This is a genomic window from Dyadobacter psychrotolerans (assembly GCF_004349265.1).
Classification (GTDB): Bacteria; Bacteroidota; Bacteroidia; order Cytophagales; family Spirosomataceae; genus Dyadobacter; species Dyadobacter psychrotolerans.
In genome coordinates this window covers 807345-828862 of record NZ_SMFL01000001.1, presented here as the reverse complement: position 1 = coordinate 828862, position 21518 = coordinate 807345, and the positions used below count along the sequence as shown (strand labels likewise).

Sequence of the window (21518 nt, the reverse complement as noted above, 5' to 3'; positions counted from 1 at the left end):
GCTGTAAATACCAGTTCTCTATCATTTATGAAACAAAAAGCCAGTATTTTTCATTTTTTAGTTGACGCAGGTTCCTTTGCATTTTTACTGCTGCCAAATATTATTTTTTTAGTTGGTTGGTACCGTTGGTACATTGGTTTGCCAATGGCTATCGTTTCCGGCTATCTTTTTTATAGATTTTGTATCGGATACAGGAATAATATGGTTTTGGAAAACCAGGAGGTTCCGGATCGAAGATTCCTTTTAACACTTCTGGGAATAAGTGTATTTGTCGCTTACATAAGCGGCATGGGTGAAATGACCTATCAGGTTACCGATTATATAAAGCACAATGTAATTTTTAGCAATCTTGCTACCAAACCCTGGCCGGTTTTAATCGAAGATCCTAAACAGCCTGCAGCCTTTTTGTGTTATGGCATTGCCTATTATCTGCCTGCATCACTGATTGGCAAAATATTGGGTCTGAAAGTTGTGGTGGTATGCTCATTTTTATGGGGTGTGTCAGGCATTTTTTTGTGCCTGATTTGGGTGAACAAAACCATTAATTTATATAAATGGCAATTGGTGGTGTTGTTTCTGTTTTTCGCTGGTCTCGATCCTTTGTTTAATATTATTGACGGACAAAGAAACAATCTAAATGATATTCTCAGCTGGGATGGCCTTGGCTTTCCGATATTGCTAAGTTATATGTCTCCTGTAAGGCTAATGGTATGGAATCCTCAGTACGTTTTCCCAGCCTGGATTGGTACAGCTCTGATTGTGCAACTTGGTCGTTTTCATAAAAATGGAGTTGGGATATCTGCATTCTTGTCGGCACTCACCTTACTTTGGGCACCTTTTATCACAATGGGGCTGATACCGGTATGGTTATATTTTTTAGTGAAGAGCCGTTTTAAGAATCTCATTAACTATTATGCTTTGAGCGGTTTAGTGTTAGTGGTTTTAATCGGTCCTTACTATGCTGCACATCAGCCGATTCAGGACTATCCGTATCTTTTATGGCAGGAGGGAATTTTTCAGGCGATTCATGATTATACGTTTTTCATCTTCATGGAAATTGGGATTTATCTTGTTTTGGTATACCTGGTAGATCGGAAATTTGGCTTTATAGCGGGGGAATTAAGGTCACTTATGTTGCTTTCAGTTGTGGTTCTGCTTATACTTCCTGTTTACCGAATGGGCATTTTCAATGATTTTTTAATGCGCGTAAGTATGCCTTCATTATTTCTGATGACAATTGGTGTAATTGTGGTGATGTATGAGATTCTAAGAAAGAAACTCTATAAAAAATCGGTTCTAACGGGCGCACTTTGCATCTTTTTCCTGATAGGCGCAATGTCACCGTTGCGTTATATGTTTACTCCGGTTTTTCCTCCGGGCAGATATACATTAAACAGTATCAATGATGAGCAGTACTCTGTTTTTGGTATGAATGAACTCTACGATGGCTGGGAAATAAGTTTTCAGTATACCGGTAGTGAAAAATCATTCTACTATCGATATCTGAGTAATAAGTGATCACAAGTAACTGCCATCTTATAAAAATCATATAAACTGATGTGAATCATTTTTTATTGATGTGGTTGGCACGACCTTCGCTAGAGAAGTCAGACAGGAATTATTAATCGCTATGGTAATAAAATGCGGTTTGCCGTAGCCTCAATAAATTTCGATTTTTGTTTAACAAATTATACCTTTGCTATTTATAATTATTATCAACTATACCGCATAAATTAAAAAAATACAATTATGAGCACGAGTGCAAGAGAGCAGTATATTAAGGATGGTTATATTGTTGTACGTAATTTTTTTACGAAAGAAGAGATAAAAGCGATTTTCGATGAAGCGAGAGGCGTTTTTGCTTATCAGATAGAACGCGCTACCGGAACAAAGGTTGACATCAACAACCAGGATGAGTTCGAAAAAGGAATGTATGAATTCTTTGAAAAAGATTTTGAAGCATTTGTAAATACAGGCAAGCAGGTTCAGCATTTGGTTTCTCTCCACCGGTTAGGAACTGACGAACGCATTACAAAATATTTACAGGGACTTGGCCTTGAATACCCAATTATCGCGGTTAGACCTGCGATGATGTTCAACAGTCCTAATCTTGCCAAGAAGAAAGACTACTGGAAACTGGGTGCTCATCAGGACTGGCGTGGCGGGCAAGGCTCTTTGGATAGTATCGTAATGTGGTTCCCGTTGGTTGACTGCGACACGGATCTTGGTGCTCTTCAGGTTTTGCCTGGAAGCCATAAACGCGGTTTATTCTCCGGTACTGATGTAGATTATATCAGCAGCATTGAAGAAGACCTTCCCGAAGACGAATTTGTACAGCTGGAACTGGAAGCAGGAGATATTTTGATATTCTCAACTTTTACAGTTCACCGCTCAGGTACAAACGTAACACCCCATATTCGCTGGACTTCACAGTTCCGTTTCAATAATTTGACCGAAGATACTTTTGTAGACAGAGGTTTCCCTCTTCCATACATTTATAAGCCTACACCTGAGTTACTTTTCCCTGGTTTTCCAAAACAGGAGCAAGTAGAAGAGGTTTTTAAATGAATCTGATTGAATTATGATAAAGGCAAGTTTTTGCATTATCACTTACAACCATGAAAAATTCGTGGGGAAAATGCTTGATTCGCTGCTTATGCAGGAAACAACATTTCCCTTCGAGATCATAGTTGGAGATGACTGCTCGAAAGACAGGACGGCTGAAATTTTAAAAGAGTATCAAAGCCGTTACCCTGATAAAATAAGGTTGCTGTTGCATCCCAAAAACCTGGGTTTGAATGGCAAGTACAACGCTTTGCAGTGTTTTGCCATTGCCAGGGGGGAATATATAGCACAGTTTGACGGCGATGATTATTTAACCTCGCCCCACAAGCTGCAAAAGCAGGTAGAGATGCTGGACGCAAATCCACATTATTCTGCCAGCTTTCACAATGCTCAGGCAATTTATGACGACAATTCAGCGCCTCCTCATTTGGTCAATTGGCTTACGAAGAAGGAGTATACGGTTGATGATCTGATTGGAGAAGATGAGCTTTGTTTTATAGCGACTTCTAGTCTGGTTTTCCGTAAAAAAGATCTGGCTGACAATCCGGACCCTGATTGGACAAATTTGTCAACAAGCGGAGATATTCCCCGTAACATCATGTTCGCCAGCCGCGGGCCAATTGGATATATCGATGAGGTAATGTCCGTATACCGTAAAAACAGAGGCGGAGCGAGCTTTGCTGATAATCATTACAGTTCCGATTTTCTTTTTAACCGGATTCAGCTTTATTCGAATATCAACAAGCATTTTAATTACAAATACGATGCAAAGCTGAGAAAGAATATTGCTACCTACTATTACAAATTGCTTTTTGCAAAGCAGTATAAGGACAGCTATTTTTCAAAACTAAAGTTTGCTTTAAAGTATCTGGATCTTGCTGAACCAACCGGAGAAAAAAGAAAAGAGATTATCCGGCAGTTTGTTGTACCGCCTTTTCTCATGAAAACATACAGCTTTTTTGCCCTGTCGCTTTATAACCTTCGGGCAAAAGCTTAAAGTGCACGAATACAAAAAATGCCTTCCATATCAGAAGGCATTTTTTGTAACTTAAAATAATTTTTCCTGCGGAGGTTTTACTCCTTTTAAACGGATGTAAACCGTTGTTTGTCCTCTGTGGTGCGTCTGATGTTCAAAAGCTTTATCAAACGCAATTCCTGATTTCGTATCCATTCCAAAAAGTTTGATCGCTTTTCCATAATCAGCAGCAGGCGTTGCTTTTATTGATGCAATCATAAAATCATAACTATCCAGTACCACCTTGGTAACCGCCGCTTTCGACTGATCGGGCATTTTTTCTGCGGATCCGGTCATAGGGCTTTTCTGTCCCGAAGCAGCTGCTGCCATAGCAAAGTTAGCGTCGGCAAGGTGATCCATTTGCTCGGCGAAAGAACGCATTTCCGGTGTAGGCTTAAATTTGTAGCCATCTTCAGGCATCGCATCCAGGTATTCTTTGGTGTAAACTTTTGCCCTTTCCCATTCCGCAATCTGGTAATCCTGGGTCACTTGTGCGAACAGGGTTTGGGAAGTAAGCCACATCAGGCAGATAATCGTAATTTGTTTCATAGGTTTATTTGGTTGGTGGTTGTTAAATTAACCTGCGAAAGTAACTGTAAGGGTTGTCAATATCAATGGCTAAGAACTTTATTTAGTAAGTGGTCTAATAGTATCGGTTACATGTCGAAACAATTTCCTGTTTATGGAAGATAATATCTGGAATAATTTCTTTACTTGTTAGTAATAACAGATCTTATCCAAATTATGCCGGAAACTCCTGAACAGCGTACCCAAAAATATCTTGACCTTGGTCACAGTGAAGCAGAAAACCATGCTAAAACACAGCTTGAACTTTATGAAAGACATGTTAAAAATACATCGGAAGTAACCAATGTTATCTCGGAGTTTTTTAAAACAAATTTGTTAGGATTTGCCTGGCATTATTTAAAAAGCCGTTTTGGCCCTCGCCACGCTTATGAAGCTTATCCCAAAAACGGTGATAGCGGAGTTTATAAACTTCAGTCGTCCGTACCTTCCCGAAAAGAAATCAGTATTGCCTTGTTATCCGACTGGGCGAGTGATACCGAAGAGTCCGATGCTGTTGCGCATCTGGTAGCCCGCTATGCACCGGATTACACCATTCACATGGGTGACGTTTACTTCGTAGGTGCGCCAAAAGAGATAGAAGACAATTTTACCGCTCCGCATGCTTCATGGTACTATGGTGCTTCCGGCAGTTTGGCCCTTTCGGGAAATCATGAAATGTATTCAAACGGCAATGCATTTTTCCAACATCTTCTACCCGCCATGTACATACAGCAAGGTGAAGTTCGCAATACACAGCAGGCCGGTTTCTTTTGTCTGGAAAATGATCATTGGCGAATTATTGGCATTGATACGGGTTATACCTCGGTTGGCCGACCTTTTATTGAGGTACTTTCTCCACCGGATTGTCATTTAAAAAAGGAACAGGTTGAATGGTTGCGGGATGTTGTTAAAATCGGGGATATCAACGATAAGCGCGGACTGGTAATTTTGAGCCATCATCCCTATATATCTGCTTTTCGTGAGCAATATGAAAAGCCTGGAGAACAGATTCAGGAACTTTTAGGTGAAGCAAAAAGGGACATTATCTGGTTTTGGGGGCATGACCACCGCCTGGTTGTTTATCATCAGACAAGAAACGGGAAAGGGCCATTGGCCTACGGGCGATGTTTGGGTCATGGCGGATTACCCGTGGAAATTAAGTTGCCTGATAGTCAGGAAGATTCGTCCAAGATCCTGTTTTACGACACACGTGTAAGAAAGGTTATCAAGCGACACCAGCTGGGATACAACGGTTTTGTAAAACTAAATTTAGAAGGGAAAAAACTGACTGCTGAATACCGGGATCTTGAAGATACCTGTGTACTTGAAGAGGAATGGACTGCCGATATTTTAAACGGACAGTTAAAATGGAACGTCAATAGTAAACTGCCGGACCTGTAAGTTCAATCAAATAACAAAATCCGGTTATGAACCGGATTTTGGTGTATATTTAATGACTTGTGTCGTGTGAAGCGCTGTCCGCATAAAATGCAGCAAATGTTACGATCAGGCCAATCGTTCCAAGTATCAGGACGAAAAGATCTGCAAAGACTACCAATATCAGGAATAGTATAATAAATGCTGCCACGTAAGTACCCGCTGAAAGTCTTTTCGGTTCAGAAGATGCGTGCGCTGTATGAGTTGTATCTGACATGTTTCCTTAAAATTTGAATCGTAATAATTATAATGCTGCGAAAATAATAAATAGCAGCCAGTTTTCCGTAGCAAATCCCTCATTTTATCCGACGAACCTCAAATTTTGTGTTTTTATATTTTTATAAAAGAAATCTGTGATCGATCCTGACAGATTTCGCTGAGAAACTCTTTCTGTAATTTGTACTATGTAAACAATCTTCATTGCCAGAATTATATTCACTGTACTATTTCGTGATGCTTCTTGCTTTTCTAAATAACTTTCCTGTTCTTATTGATTTCGTATTGACTTGTATTTCAATATGTTATAATTTACATTCTATTAAGACAATAATGATTCTTTTCTTTTTAATTAAAAATAATTGATTGAAATATAGAATTAAACCGGGATGTTATGAAAAAACTAAACCTATTGTTCGCAGTCGCTGCCTGCTTGTTGACATCAGCTGTGAATGCCCAGGAAGTGGAAGAGAAAGGTGAAGATACTTTTTACGCGGATTTCTACGTAGTTCAGGATAAACCAATGCAGTTTAAGCTCAGCTATAATCATCCGGTTAGCGACAGGCTGACCGTGCGTATCATTGACGGCGAGAAGAATATTTTGTTTGCTGAGAAAACGCTGGTGTACAAAAGGTATCTGAAATACTTCGATTTATCAACTTTCGCAGATGGTAAGTACACTTTCGAGCTTACAGACGGAGAGAAAAAAGTTGGGCATTCTTTTATGGTTACGACAGAAACCAAACGAATAGTAACAGCAAGAGTTAAGGAGGAAAACATCATGACCGGTTTGTAATTTTGCAGCATCGTAGCAATGGTTTCTGTTGAATCCTTACATTTGTTTTAGTAAGAAAATGAAGCGGATATCACCGTTTTGTAAGTCTGGTTCTAAAACAAACAGAAATGCCGTATATAATTGGTTGTGATATTGGCACAACAAATGTAAAGTCAGTTGCTTTTGATTCCGCTTCAGGAGAAATTCTACATGCGCACAGTGAAGGTTACGAAATGCAGCATCCGGAAACCGACTGGAGTGAACAGGACCCTGAGGAAATTTTTCAGGCGGCATGTAAAACGATAAAAAAAGTAGCTGCAAAACTTAAGAATAAAAATGAACTCTTAGGAATCAGTTTCAGTGCAGCTATGCATGGTGTACTGGCCCTGGACAAATCAGGAAAACATCTCACAGGTTTGATAATATGGGCAGATAACCGAAGTTCATTTATAGCAGAAAAATTAAAGAGTTCGGTTGTCGGCAAAAAGATTTACCATAACAACGGAACGCCCATTCATGCCATGACTCCCGTTTGTAAATTGATTTGGCTAAAAGAGCATGAGCCGGAAGTTTACAAAAAAACGTACAAGTTTATTGGCATTAAGGAGTATATCATTTATCGTCTGACTGGAAATTTTGTTGTGGATTACTCCATCGCTTCTGCAACCGGGATGTTCAATATCAGGGAGTTGAAGTGGGATGAATATACTTTGAAGAAACTTGGATTGAAATCTTCGAAGTTATCAGAAGCCGTTTCTCCCTATCATATTGAAAAGTTACCGCAAAAAAATATTTTGGGCTTGCCGGCAGATACTTCCCTCATTATGGGTGCGAGCGATGGTTGTCTGGCTAACCTGGGAAGTGGTGCCATAGAATCAGGTTCAATGGCGGTAACAATCGGTACCAGCGCTGCGGTTCGCATCAGCTCGGATAAGCCTTTTTCTGACAAACTGATGCAAACTTTTTGTTACGTACTCGATGAGCAGACATTCGTGATCGGCGGTCCATCTAATAACGGTGCAGTGGTATTTGAGTGGCTCATGAATACATTTTTCCCAAAAAAGGAATTTGACGAAGTTTTTGAAGAGGCATCAAAAATAAAGCCCGGGGCTGATGGTTTGCTATTTTATCCGTACCTGCTGGGAGAGCGCGCGCCATTGTGGAGTTCTACTGTTCGGGGAGGATTTTCCGGCCTTGATATTCAGCATACGCTTCCGCATTTCGCCCGGGCTGTTATGGAGGGAATTCTTCTGAACCTTTACAGTATCGGAAAAGTGCTTCTGAAAATGCAGGAAATTAAAACGATTTATGCTAATGGTGGTTTTGCAAGAAGTCCTATCTGGGTTCAGATGCTGTCTGATATTTTTGGCAAAAAAGTAAAACTAAACGAAACGGTGGAAACCGGCGCCATTGGCGCGGCAATGATGGGTTTGAAGGCATTGGGTGTTTATAAAGAATTTTCGGAAATGAAATCTTTTACTTCGGTAGGGCAGCAATTTAGTCCTGATTCAAACAATCATGAAGGTTACCACACGCTTAGTGAAAAATTCATAAAGGGAGCCAGACTGATGCTGGCGCATGCTGTGTAAAAAAATGAAGGTTTCAGAAGAGGACGCATAGCTGATTTAAAACTTTACGTTCTCTGCATTAATCTCTAAATCTTTGCGTGAAATATTTCAGTTACATTTTTTCCAAGCTGATATGCTGTTTTTTAACCTTTAATATTTCTTTCTTACTATTTGTTTTCTCGTTATCCTTATTCATTAAAAGCGTCAGAAATAACGATAAAACTCCAATAATCAGCCAAAACAAATCCGTTCCTGCAACGTAAAAGCTATTTTTTGCCAGTGAAACCCAAATCCAGTCTCCGGTAACGAAACCATTGATTAGCGGTACGATGATCGAAAATAAGCCGCCCAAAAAAAGATAAAGCTGTGTTGCTTTTGCTTCGTTTTTTGAAAACAAGCCGGCGATTGTAAATATTAACCACGAAACAAAAAACGCTGTTCTAACCCAAAATACATGTTTTACACTATCAGGCACCGAAAGTTCGGCACTGAACAGGATTGCAACGGCAGGAAAAAGTCCGAAGCAGATAGCAAGATAGGTTTTGGTAACCTGGTGATGAAAGCGTTTTTGTTTATCTGTGTACGTTTTTTTGTTGCGTGCTTCTTTCCAAAGTAAAATGCCACTGATAATTACAAAACCTGTAAACAAAGCAAGCAGAAAATAAATGGCTTTAAGGATCAGTCCGCCGAAAGTTGCATAATGCAGCCGGGTTATACCATACAGTACCGACTGTGCATATGTTTTGCTTCCGGGTAAATAATTGGCAACCATTTTGCCATCTTTTAAAGAAAATGTTGCAGATCCGTCTCCGGCAAATGTTTTGCTGTTTTCTACTGCCGCTGCCATCATGCCATCTACCCGGTTATAATTTTTGATCTGAACATAATGCAGCTCAACATCCGGTCGGCTTTTCTTTAGGTTATCAAGAATATTTGTAATCTTTTGATTTTTGGTGGCCAATGGAGAATTTTCATTTGTGTCCATTGCTCTTTCTGCAACAATAGCTTTTAGTGCTTTTTCCTGATCTCCATTATAAAAAACAATCACGACCGGAAGTAATACGAGCAGTGAAAGCATATAGTAAGCGCCGGTAATCGCATACATAAACTGAAAGGGAAGGCCCAGCAAACCAAAAACAGTGTGGGAGTTTGTCCAGATTTGCTTCCACGTTCCTTTGATTGAAAAGCCATTGAATTTACTGAAAATATTCCGCCAGTGAATCATCACACCGGTTACCACTGCAAATGCAAAAAACAGCGCAACAAATCCGGATAGATACCTTCCGATAAACGGAATCTGATCGAAAAAATGCAGCCGGTAAAGTGTTTCACCAATGGTCGTTTTCTCTTCTTCGCTGAATGTTTTGGTAATTGGGAAATAAGTGGCAGCATAATGTATTTCAGGTTTGCCCTTTGGAACAATTTCATGTCCGTAAATTTGAACCCTCGGTTCTTCTTTCGAAGGTATCCTGATCGTTATATCCTCCGACAAATCGAAAGACGGTTTGTTTTTCTTTATAGTAGCGAGAAGCTCGTCGTAATCGATTTTTTCGGTTATTGGCTTGCGGGCCTGCGGATTTTCCCACTGATAAAATTCTTCTTTAAAGAGCGTAAATGCGCCTGCAAAAAATATCACATAAAGGGCAAAACTGATCACGATTCCCGACACGGTGTGCGTGTGAAAAGTGATATTATAAAGACGGTTGGATAAACCTTTTAATTTCATAACTATTTGAGGAAGTAGATAATAACAGCGCATGTTAAGGTACTCAGCAGATATATTCCCCAGATAACCCAGCCATTCCGGGCCAGGAATGCGACAATCATTAGTGCGATCCAGAACATAAAAACAGTGAATGCTCCTGTGAGTATTACGGCTACGCGGTCGGGAATTAAAACGCTGAGTACCATTTGGAATGAAACGGCAAGCAAATAGCCACCGATTAAACCTGCGGTGATTTTAAGAGCCCTTTGTCCAGGGGTGGATAAATATTCGTTTTTAGCCGGCATAGGATACAAGTTCAATAAGTGCCAGAAAATGAACAGCGGCAACAAGTCCGTAAAAATATGTTTTACCCAAAACAGCAAAGAGCTGTATCAGCAAAAAGCCAAGCATGCAAGCTGCCAGTGAAAGCAATAATCCGCCAGCCCAACCGCCGGAGCTGATATAAATGGCGGTACCAATCATCAGAAGCAGAGGTGCGACAATGTTTAAGCCAGGAAAAGAAAGTTTTTGTAGAAATAGTGGGAAGTACTTCGACTTAGAATAGTACAAGTAGAGTCCGGCAATAATAAAGTAGAGTGCTAGCATAAAATAATTTTTACAAATATTGATATTATTTAGTTTTAGTCCAAATAAGTTATTTACATTTGGCGAAAATTGATAAATCAATGTCTATGAGAATACTTTTCCTCAACGTTTTTTTATGCTTAATTACTTCTGTAACTGTTGCTCAGAGTCACCTGCTGAGCGGTACTGTGAGAACTTCCGGAAATGAAGTATTATCCTTCGTTTCGGTTTCTTTAAAAAATACAAGTTATTCAGCGGTTACAAATGAGGCTGGTGAATTTTTGATCCCGAAAGTCGCAGGCGGTAACTATACGCTTGTTGTGAGCCATATCGGTTTTAAGGTTTTCGAAAAAGATATCATCATCAAAGACAAATCTGTTTTTGAACAAATTGTACTCACAAGTGAAGCTACCGATTTGAATGAAGTTTTGGTTAAAACTGAAAAACAAACAAAAATCCAGGAAACCAAACCGATCTCGATCAGCAGCATTGAAGTAAAAAATGTAATCAGCCAGAATGTGTTGATCACCGATGTGGTAGACAGACTTTCAGGCGTGCGCATCCGCAGGTCGAGTTCGCTTGGGGAAAGTTCCGACATTTCAATTAACGGGATGCGGGGCAATGCAGTCAGGGTTTACATCGACGGACTTCCGCTGGAATTTATTTATCCAAATTTTGATATTTCGACTTTGCCACTGGGCAATCTGAAACGGATCGATGTTTACAAGGGTGTTTTACCGGTAGATGTTGGTACGGACGCTTTAGGCGGCGGGATTAACCTGATTACCGAACAGAAGTCTTACAACTCTCTGAAAGCCTCATATAGTTTAGGCTCTTTTAACACGCATCTGGCCGATTTTAACCTGGGACTGACCAACGCTAAAAATTACTTTATCAATATTTCCGGAGCATATCATTTTTCTGATAATGACTACAAAATGAACGCCCGGATTTATGAAAAAAACAACAAGGTTGAACGTATCCGCCGTTTTCATGACCGCTATCGTATGGCGTTTGGTGCAATTACTGTGGGGACGCACAGCAAACCCTGGGCGGATGAATTAAAACTTACTTTGAATTTGTCGGGTGGAGATAAAGAACTGCAAAACGGAGCACGCGTTACCGGACTTGCTTTTGGAGAAGCCAATTACACAGCACAAAATCTATCTGCAATTCTGAAATATGACAAGTCATTTTTAGGGGAAAAAGGTCTTTTTACAACAACATTAAATTACAGTGATCAGACGCTCGAATACGTAGATACAACCCGGAACGTGTATAGCTGGAGTGGTAAAATCGTAGGACGACAGGGCCAGCAGGGAGAATATTCCCGGTCAAATTCTGAAACTTATATCCACAGCTGGGTAAACAGAACCAGTATTTCGTTAAAACTGGCGCCAAATCACAAGTTGTTGTTTTCGAATTTATACGCTAAACAAAAGCTAACAGGAATCGATTATTTGGAACAAAATGCGGATGAGGACTATTTACGCATTCCGCAGTACCTGACCAAAAACGTGGCCGGTATCCAGTATGAAGGTTTATATCTGGAACGACTGACATTTTCTGCGGCTTTGAAAAGGTTTGATTACATTCTCAACGGAGCCGAAAACAATACATTTCAGCTGGTGAAAAAGAAGGACGGAATCTGGGGTTACAATGCTGCTCTAAAGTATGACATCGCGGAAGGAGTTTTTGTAAGGGCATCTTATGAAAAGGGGTTTTTGATTCCTTTATTCTCCCAATTTGTCGGAAACGGGGCGGAAATAGTCCGGAATACCGACCTGCTTCCTGAAAGCAGTGATAATGTAAACGTCGGGTTTTCAGTTGCGAAGCCGGTCAGTAAGCTTGTCAATATTACTTCTACCGTTAATGGATTTTATCGTAATCAGCACGATATTATTTTTATCGGAGATGGTGTTATCAGGAGATACGATAATGCCGACCAGGTTCGTACCGTAGGTGTGGAAGGCGATGTGCTGCTCACCTATAAAAATGCTTTTAGCTGGAAAACGAACGTAACGTTTTTACGCAAAACTTTTACCAAAGTGAAGCTTGTTGAAAGTCAGTTTTTAGTCGGAACGGGTTTTCCAAACAACCCTACTTTTTACGCGAACTCGGAGCTTTCGTGGCAAAAGGTAAATCTTGTTAAAAACGATGACCGCTTCCGGGTTTATCTGTTTTATAATTACATCGCGCCTTTTAACCACATCACGATCGGGCAGGGGAATAGTCTCAAAAATACACCGGAAGCTTATGTTCCTGTTCAGCATCGGTTAGACGCGGGGTTATCGTACAAATTTCCCAAACGCGCGTTGACGGCTTCTGTCAATGTTTTGAATGTGTTGAATGCCGAATTATTTGACAATTATCTGGTGCCGAGGGCAGGAACAAACTTCAATATTAAAGTCATCTACGAAATTTCCAATTTCTGATTGGACGTTAAAAACTGTTACCACCTTTTGTAAACTTCTATTTTAACACCTGTTCAATACAAATCTCTAACAATGAAAATGACCAAATTTTTACTTTCTGTTTTATTTGCCGCTGCCCTCGTTTCCTGTAAGGACGATTCGGAACCTGCCGAAGATTCACTTTACCAGGAAGAAGGTTATGTGATGGCCACTATTTCACAGTCAACTGCCGGATTTAGCTTTTATGCAGGATATTTTAATGCGCTTCCTACGGGAGATGTAGACATGACCAAGAAAACTGCATACAGTAGTTTTTTGATTAAAACCGGTTACAAAAACTACATTTTCGGAGCTGCGCTTAACGGAGATAAAAAACTATCGAAGCAGGCTATTCTGAAATCAACCGGAGCGATTACTGAAATTGCAAGCATTCCTTTGATTGACGGTTTATCTGCGGTAAAAATTATTGATGACAACCTGGGTGTGTACACGACTTACGGAAACCGTGCGATATTCTTTTTTAACCCGACTACGATGGAAAATCTGGGTCAGGTAGATATGAGCAGCGCACAGAATTTCCCTAACAACGAAACCAACATTTATACCCACCTGATTTACAGGCCGACGGATAAGAAACTTTTTGCAACGCTTTTCACCAACAGCAGCAAAACGGGTCAGTATTACGATTCGCAAAATACGTATGTTGAGGTGATTGATGTTCCAACCAAAAAGTGGCAGAAAACGGCTATCTTCAAACAAGCTACTTATCCGGTTTCAAGAGGTGCAGAACACGGACTTGTTGATGAGCAAGGAAATGTGTTTGTTACCACACAAGGACAATACGGCCTGGACGGTCAATTAGGGGCAAACGGTGCGATTCGTTCAAAACCACAAATTTTAAAAATCCCTGCCGGTAAAACGGATTTTGATTCAACTTATTCTTTTAATCCGGTCAATGTTTTTGGACAAAAAAACCTGGTTTTCCAGTTGGTTTTGGGTACTATTTACGATGCAAACGGAATTGCTTACGCTTGTATTTCCGGTCAGCAGGATCCTCCTCGTTTGGTTGAACTGGTTGGTAAACTGGCTACACAAACGATTACAGCAACTGAGTATACAGAATTGCAGCAGCTTGCTTTCTACGGAGCAAACCAGCGTTGGGTAAAATTAGACCTGAATGCAAAAACGGTTTCACTCCTTGCAGATCTGCCATTGACAGCGGGTTACGGTTATCCGTCTTCAACGAAGTATGATGGCAAGTTTTATTTCCCGATTTACAACACGGATTTAAAACTGAATGGCTTTTACAAATATGATCCTGCCACCGGGAAATCTGAAAAAATCAACACCGTTACAGCAGGTGGACTTGTTACTGACTTTGTGAAGTTTACAAAATAACATATACTGTTTTACATAAAGGGCTTGCCGGGTATGTGTATCCGGCAAGCCTTTTATTTGAATCAAACTGAATTTCTTTTAAACAAAAATACCGCCTCAGTTTCCTGAGACGGCATTTTTTGTAGCTCTAATTGAAGAAAGCTTAGCTAATTAAAACTTGTAATTGATACTAAACCTTGCATTTCTTGGTGCTTCTGCCTGCCAGGAATAAACGTTACCCATGTATCCGTAAAACGAGCCGCTGTACAGATATTCATCCAAAATGTTAAAGACGTTCAGAGTAAGTTTGATATTATCTTTTTCCCAGAAAAGACCGCCGTCCAGTTTAAAATAATTTGGAAGGTTTTCTTTTGCATTGCTTGTGTTCCAGGTGCCTGTAGCCCTGTCGGCAAGATAGGTGAAACCTGCTGAGATACCTGTTCCTTTCAGCGCGCCGTTTTGAAGCTTGTAACTCAGCCAGCTGTTTACGGTATGTTTGGCAAATCCCGGGATTACATCATCCACTTTAATGTCCGTAACACCTGCTGCAACCTTGGTCACTTTTGAGTCTGTGTAAGCATAATTTGCCACCAGGTTCAGGCCGTTGACAATCGTGCCACGTAAATCAAATTCAACGCCCTGCGCTCTTTTTTCTCCCAGAACGATACTTAAACCTGAGTTTGGCGGGCTGTTAGGATCCGCAGTCAATTCGTTTCTTTTTGTAATGCTGTAAATCGCCGCTGTTGTATTCCACTTTCCACCCGCCCAGTCTTTTTTAATACCGATTTCCCGGTTGTTTCCTGTAAGGGGTTTTATGGTACCGCCGTTTGCAAGTTTACCTGATTGCGGCGTAAATGCCTGATCATACAAGGCGTAAAGCGACGTTTGTTTGTCCAAAGAAATACTTAAACCAACACGTGGTGTAAAATGTTTGTCAGAAACCTGCGGGCCTCCCCATGACGACTGGCTCACATAAGTATAACGACCTGCAAGTGTAAGTCTTATTTTGTTGTTCAAAAAGCCGAGTTCATCCTGTGCGTAAATTCCTGTATATTTTTGATCCATTAATCCACCGCCGTTGACTGCCCTTGCTTCCAGGTTTAGCGTGCGGTCCCAAACGGGGTAACCGTTATTAGGTGCACCTGTGTATGGAGAGTGAATGTTATACTCGCCTCCCAAAGTGTCCAAAGCATGTGACTGAACCCAGTCTGCCATGTAATCTTTTGAACCGATATCAATTCCCCCTAAAATACGATGTGTTACCGCACCGGTTGAAACATTACCATTCAAAAAAACCTGAGCCAATGTCATTTCGCTGGCCGCATCCCAGATGCCTACACTGCGGATCAGGCCGCCGTCGGGATTAACTACATTTGGCCATAAGCTTGTACCTTTTTGCTGATAGTTAAAGTAAGCAGCCTGAGCTGTAATTCGCCAGTCACTGTTAAACTGATGCTGAAGATTCAGGAAGAAACTGTGATCTTTAATCTTCGTCGGTTCCAAGCCAGCTGGCAAAGTTGTGAAATCGCGGGGAAGTGTGGCGTAGCCCTCAGTAGAAAAAATGTAGTAAGAGCCTACATCTGACATTTTTGCATATTGTAACGTGTACTCAGCAGTCAATTTGGTTTTTTCGTCAATCTGGTAGGATACAACCGGTGCAATGCTGTAACGGTTGTTGTACTCATTGGCGCGGAAAGATTTCTTGTTTTGACCTGAAACGTTTAAACGATAAAGCAACTTTCCATCCTGACTAAGTTTGCCATCAAGGTCAAGTGCTGTACGAAATAACCCGTAATTCCCAACGGTAATAGAGGCTTCTCCTTTTGTTTGTCCTGTTGGTTTTTTGGTAACAACATTATACAGTCCGCTTGGATCACCATTGGCAAGCATAAATCCGGCCGGTCCTTTTACAAATTCGATGTGATCGACAAAGCTCATATCTTCTGTCAGCGGTCCCCAGAAAGAACTTACTACGTTAAAGCCATTGCGGAAAGCCTGAATTTGGGAACCCCGCATGGTAATATTCGCATACAAATCACCCCAGTGTTCAAGCCTTGCGGCACCGCTTACGTTTCGGATCAGACCGTCGCTCATACTGATAATCTGCTGGTCGGAAAGAACTTTGGAGGAAACGACCTGGATATTCTGCGGCGTTTCCAGAATAGGGGTTTGTATCCTGAGACTGGACGAAACTTCATTTGTTTTATAACCGCTTCCACCGTGTACTACTACTTCCTGAAGCTGGTTTGCATCTTCTTTCAGGCTTAAAGAAATGGTAGCAGTTTCTCCTTCTTTTACCTCAACCTCTTGTTCCTGTGTAACCAGGCCTACAAAGCTGGCTAAAAGCGTGTAACTCCCGGGCTTCACTTTGTTAAGATTAAACCGGCCATCACTGTCAGTTGTTGTTCCGGATTTGGAGCCTTTCAAGCCAATAGATACAAATTCTGCCGGTTTGGCATCAGAGGTTAGTATTTGTCCGGATATTTTTCCGGTTTGGGCAAACGCTGATAGCGAAAGCAGGCATAACGTTGTTAATAAAAAATATACTCTTTTCATCTTATTTAAAATTGGTCTAAGTAATACTGCGGCGCGAATATCCGATAGGAATTTTTACAAAACAAGTATTAATTAGAATTGTTTTAAATAAGTGGTTTTGAGAAGAAATAGCGTATTTAATTATGTAACTCGATGCAGATCAGTTCATCACGATCATCAAAGAGTAAGTTAAGCGAGCTGTCTAAGGCCTGCTTTTTATATCTTAAATAAAAGGTAAGGGCTGTTTTATAATTTCTATTAAAACTTTTACCGGGAACTGCGGATACCGTAAAACCGAGAAAGGTGATCTCATTATCTTTATTAGATTCTTTTTTTAATTTATCAGATATCAAAAGAAGTTTTTTCATGATAGTAAACATAAATGGCAGCTTACAAAAAAGCCACTCCGATCAAACGATGGAATGGCTTTCTTCAATGTGTTTTTTAATCAGAACTTATAGGAAACCGACAAGCGGAAGTTTGTTCCCGGTTCGGTTTGCCAGTAGTAATATCCTCCCCAGGTATATGGTGCACCGGAGTAAAGATATTTATTCAAAATATTGTTAACCAAAAGGTTGTATGATATTTTATCTGATTTGAAGGTAATTCCACCATCCAGTCTGAAATAGTCAGGAAGGCTGTTTGCCGAATTGTCAAAAACGTACCATGGTGCGCGTCCTTGCTGGTACTGGTAACCAAGAGAAAGTCCAAGACCTTTCAGACTACCTTCCCGAAGGTTATAGCTAATCCATGTATTCTGAACATGTTTGCTTGAACCGGCTACCTGATTTCCAACCACGGACTCATCGCTGTCTTTGGTTACCTTAGCATTCGTGTATGCATAGTTAATCATCACATCAAGACCTTTCAGTATTTCACCGCGGATATCCCATTCGATACCTTTCACTTTTTGCTGACCATTTTGTCTGTTAAATGTGATGCCGCCGGTTGAGTGTTCAAGATCTGCGGTAAGTACATTGTTTTTAGTGATTTGATAGAAAGATAAAGTTGAACTCCATTTGTCGTTCAGCCAGCCTCTTTTCAAACCAACTTCCATATTATTTCCGGTTTTTGGATCAAAACTTTTTCCCTGCCAGTCGGTACCGTAATTTTCGCTGAACGATTGATCATAAATAAGATACAAGGCAGAACTTTTGTCAATCGAATAACTTAGTCCAACACGTGGCGTAAATTTGCTGGTCTTATAACTTCCATCATAATAAGTGCTCGTTTTTAGTGTTGTATATCTTCCTGCAAGTGTCAACCGAAGTTTGTTTTCCCAAAAGCCAAGTTCATCCTGAACGTAAAGTGCTGTATAACCATTGGTGTAACGAACACTTCTTTCCTTAATGGACCTGCTCCTGTCCAGAACAGGTGCAGTAGCAATTCCGTAAACGGGCTTGTAGATATTGAAAGTACTGTCACCAAGTGCATAATTTTGAGCGAAGTCGTGGTAATACTCTTTGGTGCTCATGTCAAAACCTCCTAATATTCTATGTACCACAGTGCCGGTTTTCTGAGTGCCGTTGATGAACATCTGTCCCATTTTACTTAGCCCAAGAACATCCCAGATACTTACTCCTCTTTGCATTAAGCTATCATTTGAAGGCAAAAAACGCTGCGGCCAAACTGTTGAACCAACCTGATTGTATTTGAAAAATGCAGCTTGTGCTGTAAACCGCCAATCGTTGTTGATCTTGTGCTCAAGAATGGCAAGAATACTATTGTCGTTGATGTCTGTAGGAGCCAGATTTGGTTCTGCAGTTGTAAAATTCCTTGGTAACTCAGCATATCCTTTTTTCGAAAATGCATTGTTTGTACCCATAATACTCATCTGTGAAAACTGTCTTGTGTATTCAAGCGTTACGGCTGTTTTTTCATCAACCTGATATTTAATAACAGGTACGATCGAGTAACGGTTGTTATATTCAAAGTCGCGGTGTGACCCTTTAAGCTGGCCCATCAGGTTAAGACGATAAAGTAATTTTCCGTCTTTTGACAGTTTGCCATCCAAATCAAGCGTCGTACGGTAAGTATCAAAACTTCCCAATGTAAAACCAACTTCTCCTCTTGTCTTTCCGGTTGGTTTTTTGGTTACGACGTTGTAAAATCCGCTGGGATCACCGTTGGCTAGCATAAAGCCGGCAGGGCCTTTTACAAATTCAATTCTGTCTACCATACTTACGTCTTCAGCAAGAGGCCCCCATGTCATTTGCACATTCATACCATTACGGAAAGCGCCAATCTGGCTTCCACGCATATATATAAGTGCATAATTGTCCCAGTGCTCAACCCGTGTTGCGCCGCTCACATTACGCGTAACGCCTTCCAGCATATCAAATATCTGCTGATCAGCCAACACCCTTCTCCCGATTACCTGAATATTCTGTGGTGCTTCCAGAATAGGAGTTGCCAGACGAAGGCTTGGAGATGTCTGGTCGGTTTTAAAGCTGTTTCCGCCGGTAACTACAACTTCCTGTAATTGCTGGGACGATTCATCAAGCACAAAGTCAGAGCTGGTAATTTCGCCCGACGTGATTTCAATATCCTTTTCAACAGGCTGAAGACCAACCAGTGTAACTCTTACCTGATATTTACCAGGCTGTATTTTTTCAATCAGATAATTTCCTTCCGAGTTACTTACGGCTCCGATACGTGTGCCTTTCAGAGAAATAGAAACATGGACGGCGGGTCCGCCATCAGCAGTATTGACGGTACCTTTCAAACTTCCGGTTTGTGCAAAAGCACAGGTGAAAGACAGTGCGCAAAGCACTAAAACAATGTATAATTTTTGCATTTTTATTTGAAACTGGTCTAAATAATAAAATCCGGGTGCAAATATCATATAGTGTTTTGAGGTAAACAAGTTTATTTGGATTTATTTTAAATAGATCTTTTAGGATGGGTTTAAGTGTTGGTGTAAAATGTTTTAAATTAAGTAATTGTAATTTAAGTACTTATGCGGTGACTAAATTTTTGAAAATAGAATTATTTGGATAAGTAATTTTTTAAAATAAAAAAGCAGAATCAATTTTTTGATTCTGCTTTAATTTGGTAAAACCATGATAATCTACTTCTTTTCTTCAACTGCTTCCACCATTTTTTCTGTTACAATTTTTTTGTCAGATGAATTTCCCCAGGAATTTTGAATGTAATTCATCACATCTGCAATCTCATTATTATCAAGGCCTGGTGCCGGCATCATGTTATCGTAATCGATTCCGTTTACCTTAATTTTTCCTATCAGGCCAAACTTAACTGCATAAATTGCTTTTTCAGGGGTTTTTATTAGGTAATCCGATTTGGCCAAAGGGGGAAAGGAGGCCGGAACGCCTTCGCCGGTTCCCATGTGGCAGGTGATACAGTTTTCCGAATAAACCAGTTTACCCCGCTCAATGCTTTTGGCAAGCGCATCATCCTGATCGGCAAGTGTGGCTGAATAGAATACCGGACCTAAAATCAAAAACAATAATTTTTTCATTTGCTATAAATTAACAATAGCACGGACCAACGATCCGCGCTATGTATGATAAACGTATAACTTAACTTCCTAACTTCCGGACTAAGATTTTGGACTAATTTTTACAATCTTTCCTGAGCTTTCCAGAACAACATAAATATTACCATCCGGTCCCTGGCGAACATCCCGTACCCGGCCAATCCCTTGGAAAAGAATCTCTTTTCCTGTTACTTTATTTCCTTTAACAGTCAGGTGTTGCAGCTGCATAAATTTTAATGAGCCGACGATCAGGTCACCATTCCATTCTTTAAATTTGGGGCTTGTAACGAAAGTCATTCCGCATGGAGCGATAGACGGCCGCCAGAAAATAACAGGCTGCTCCAATCCGGCACGTGCTGTATCTTTTGAAATAATACTGTTGTCATAATCAATGCCATAAGTGATTAATGGCCAGCCGTAGTTTTTCCCCTTCTCTACTATATTTAATTCATCGCCGCCTTGTGGACCATGCTCATGTTCCCAGATCACGCCGGTTGTCGGGTGGATTGTCATCCCCTGAGGATTGCGGTGCCCATAGCTCCAGATTTCAGGTCTTGCACCTTCTGTTTTTACAAAGGGATTATCAGTTGGGATTTTTCCATCTTCATGCAAACGAACAACTTTTCCCTGATCCTTGCTCAGGTTCTGAGAATTTTCTTTTTGTCCTCTTTCTCCTAATGACAAGAAAACATATCCTTTTTTATCGAAAACAATCCGTCCGCCAAAGTGAACATTGGCTTTTACATTTGGAATAGCTTTAAATATTTGCTGAATGTCTGTCAGCGCATGATCTTTTAGTTTAGCACGCATTAAAGCAGTATTGGCACCGCCGTCATCACCTTCCTCGCCTTCTTTTTTAGGAGAAGAGTAGCTGATGTAAATCCATCCGTTGGTTTTATAATCAGGGTGAAGAGCAACATCGAGCAAACCGCCTTGTCCTTTATAGTATACTTCCGGTATGCCTGAAATTTCCTGTGGGTCAAGCACTCCGTTTTTGACAAGGCGAAGTTTACCGCCGCGCTCAGTGACAAGCAAATCTCCGTTTGGTAAAAAGCCGGTAGCCCAGGGCATCTTCAGGCCGGACGCAACGGTATCTACTTTAAGATTTGCTTCTGTAAGTTTTTTAGGGGAGTTTTTGTCTTCGGTTATGCCGCTGTTGCTCATCAAAGCAAGCGATGCGGAAAGTAATATTCCGCACAGCACAACAGGAAGGCTCTTATTTAGCAATGTAATGTTGTTCTTCATGAAATCAAGGTGAGT

Annotated in this window: 18 protein-coding genes; 8 read left to right on the top strand and 10 right to left on the bottom strand. The window is 40.6% G+C overall.

Features of this window, described 5'->3' with window-relative positions; translation table 11 throughout:
* Positions 1 to 27: 27 nt before the first annotated feature.
* From E0F88_RS03475 to E0F88_RS03465, 3 genes are all read left to right on the top strand, one after another.
* Positions 28 to 1518, top strand: a complete 1491-nt coding sequence (locus tag E0F88_RS03475; protein WP_131956684.1) for a hypothetical protein — start codon at positions 28 to 30, stop codon at positions 1516 to 1518.
* A 231-nt stretch (positions 1519 to 1749) separates the two neighbouring features.
* Positions 1750 to 2568: a phytanoyl-CoA dioxygenase family protein gene (locus E0F88_RS03470; RefSeq protein WP_131956682.1), complete on the top strand. Its 819-nt coding sequence runs from the start codon at positions 1750 to 1752 to the stop codon at positions 2566 to 2568.
* 13 nt (positions 2569 to 2581) lie between these two features.
* Positions 2582 to 3562, top strand: coding sequence for a glycosyltransferase family 2 protein (locus tag E0F88_RS03465; RefSeq protein WP_131956680.1), 981 nt, complete (start codon positions 2582 to 2584; stop codon positions 3560 to 3562).
* Between the two features lie 51 nt (positions 3563 to 3613).
* Here E0F88_RS03465 and E0F88_RS03460 read toward each other — a convergent pair whose 3' ends face one another.
* Positions 3614 to 4129: a DinB family protein gene (locus tag E0F88_RS03460; RefSeq protein ID WP_131956678.1), complete on the bottom strand. Its 516-nt coding sequence runs from the start codon at positions 4127 to 4129 to the stop codon at positions 3614 to 3616.
* 195 nt (positions 4130 to 4324) lie between these two features.
* On the opposite strand from E0F88_RS03460, the gene E0F88_RS03455 reads away from it, so the two are divergent.
* A complete protein-coding gene (locus tag E0F88_RS03455; protein WP_131956676.1) occupies positions 4325 to 5548 on the top strand; it encodes a metallophosphoesterase family protein in 1224 nt (407 codons plus the stop codon).
* Between the two features lie 49 nt (positions 5549 to 5597).
* Here the strand turns inward: E0F88_RS03455 and E0F88_RS03450 are convergent, their stop codons facing one another.
* The gene (locus tag E0F88_RS03450) at positions 5598 to 5801 is read right to left on the bottom strand and encodes a hypothetical protein (protein WP_131956674.1); all 204 of its coding nucleotides are present in this window, start codon (positions 5799 to 5801) and stop codon (positions 5598 to 5600) included.
* 393 nt (positions 5802 to 6194) lie between these two features.
* Here E0F88_RS03450 and E0F88_RS03445 point away from each other — a divergent pair, with 393 nt between their 5' ends.
* Together E0F88_RS03445 and E0F88_RS03440 are read left to right on the top strand one after the other, a co-directional pair.
* Positions 6195 to 6596, top strand: coding sequence for a hypothetical protein (locus E0F88_RS03445; protein WP_131956672.1), 402 nt, complete (start codon positions 6195 to 6197; stop codon positions 6594 to 6596).
* Between the two features lie 107 nt (positions 6597 to 6703).
* Entirely contained in the window at positions 6704 to 8164 is a 1461-nt protein-coding gene (locus tag E0F88_RS03440) for a gluconokinase (protein WP_131956670.1), read from the top strand.
* A gap of 91 nt (positions 8165 to 8255) precedes the next feature.
* Here E0F88_RS03440 and E0F88_RS03435 read toward each other — a convergent pair whose 3' ends face one another.
* The 3 genes from E0F88_RS03435 to E0F88_RS03425 are packed head-to-tail and all read right to left on the bottom strand — an operon-like array spanning position 8256 to position 10454.
* Positions 8256 to 9869 (bottom strand): PepSY-associated TM helix domain-containing protein, encoded by a 1614-nt coding sequence (locus E0F88_RS03435; protein WP_165939981.1) that lies wholly within the window; start codon positions 9867 to 9869, stop codon positions 8256 to 8258.
* A 2-nt stretch (positions 9870 to 9871) separates the two neighbouring features.
* Entirely contained in the window at positions 9872 to 10153 is a 282-nt protein-coding gene (locus tag E0F88_RS03430; RefSeq protein WP_131956667.1) for a hypothetical protein, read from the bottom strand.
* Entirely contained in the window at positions 10143 to 10454 is a 312-nt protein-coding gene (locus tag E0F88_RS03425; protein ID WP_131956665.1) for a hypothetical protein, read from the bottom strand. The genes E0F88_RS03430 and E0F88_RS03425 overlap by 11 nt, the downstream gene beginning before the upstream one ends.
* Before the next feature lie 86 nt (positions 10455 to 10540).
* Between E0F88_RS03425 and E0F88_RS03420 the strand changes: the two genes are divergently transcribed.
* Together E0F88_RS03420 and E0F88_RS03415 are read left to right on the top strand one after the other, a co-directional pair.
* Positions 10541 to 12868 carry a TonB-dependent receptor gene (locus E0F88_RS03420; protein ID WP_165939980.1) on the top strand — a complete coding sequence of 776 codons (2328 nt, stop codon included), beginning with the start codon at positions 10541 to 10543 and terminating at the stop codon, positions 12866 to 12868.
* 72 nt (positions 12869 to 12940) lie between these two features.
* Positions 12941 to 14245: a DUF4374 domain-containing protein gene (locus E0F88_RS03415; protein ID WP_131956661.1), complete on the top strand. Its 1305-nt coding sequence runs from the start codon at positions 12941 to 12943 to the stop codon at positions 14243 to 14245.
* A 150-nt stretch (positions 14246 to 14395) separates the two neighbouring features.
* Here the strand turns inward: E0F88_RS03415 and E0F88_RS03410 are convergent, their stop codons facing one another.
* The 5 genes from E0F88_RS03410 to E0F88_RS03390 all read right to left on the bottom strand — a co-directional run bounded on the left by E0F88_RS03410 (position 14396) and on the right by E0F88_RS03390 (position 21503).
* Positions 14396 to 16780, bottom strand: coding sequence for a TonB-dependent receptor (locus E0F88_RS03410; protein ID WP_131956659.1), 2385 nt, complete (start codon positions 16778 to 16780; stop codon positions 14396 to 14398).
* Between the two features lie 116 nt (positions 16781 to 16896).
* Complete coding sequence (locus E0F88_RS03405) at positions 16897 to 17127, bottom strand: hypothetical protein (RefSeq protein WP_131956657.1); 231 nt, start codon at positions 17125 to 17127, stop codon at positions 16897 to 16899.
* A gap of 80 nt (positions 17128 to 17207) precedes the next feature.
* Entirely contained in the window at positions 17208 to 19556 is a 2349-nt protein-coding gene (locus E0F88_RS03400; protein ID WP_131956655.1) for a TonB-dependent receptor, read from the bottom strand.
* A gap of 273 nt (positions 19557 to 19829) precedes the next feature.
* A complete protein-coding gene (locus E0F88_RS03395) occupies positions 19830 to 20240 on the bottom strand; it encodes a c-type cytochrome (RefSeq protein ID WP_131956653.1) in 411 nt (136 codons plus the stop codon).
* A gap of 81 nt (positions 20241 to 20321) precedes the next feature.
* Complete coding sequence (locus tag E0F88_RS03390) at positions 20322 to 21503, bottom strand: PQQ-dependent sugar dehydrogenase (protein WP_131956651.1); 1182 nt, start codon at positions 21501 to 21503, stop codon at positions 20322 to 20324.
* Between the last annotated feature and the right edge of the window lie 15 nt (positions 21504 to 21518).